Genomic DNA, 593 nt, shown 5'->3' with positions numbered 1-593 from the left:
TGGCAGGGGTGGGACTGGTTCCTGGTGCTGGAGATGCGGCACAGAAAGTATTGAGCAAGGCGAAAAAGCTCTTCCAAGAAGGGAAGGTGGCAGAGTCTGCTGATTTAGTAGAGGGATTAACAAAAGAGGTAAAAAACAGTAACGCTGCAAAAGGATTTATTCCTGCAGAAAGGACTGGGCTTAATTTTGAAGAGAAGGGGCGGCCGCAAAAACTGAGTGCAACACCCGACCATTTCGGTAAGGTGTTGCCCCATGTCCTATCACGAACTCAGCGCCACAGAGCGCGTCACGATCCAGATCGGCCTGTGCAATGGCTTCAGCCAGCGCAGGCTTGCCCGGCTGATGAACCGCAGCCCCTCGACGGTCAGCCGTGAGATCCGGCGCAACCGGAATGCTCAAGGCGAGTACGTTGCAGACGATGCCCAGCGCTTGATGCATACACGCCGCGTGGTCTGTCGACCCGCAAAACGGCTGGTGCCCGGCAACGAGTTGTTCGAGCTGGTCGCCCACCTGCTGCGACAGCGCTTTTCTCCCGAGCAGATTGCCGGCAAGCTGCGAACCATGAAATCCCCAAGCTTCGAAGACGCCTACGT

At 56.5% G+C, this 593-nt stretch carries 1 protein-coding gene; it reads left to right on the top strand.

Going from position 1 to position 593, the window contains the following annotated elements; translation table 11 throughout:
• Nucleotides 1–252: 252 nt before the first annotated feature.
• Nucleotides 253–593, top strand: a 341-nt coding sequence (locus AC061S_RS44555) for a transposase (protein ID WP_478691594.1), incomplete at its 3' end; no start/stop codon positions are given.

Source organism: Streptomyces sp. CA189 (assembly GCF_056428985.1).
This window is presented reverse-complemented; position numbering and strand designations above follow the sequence as displayed.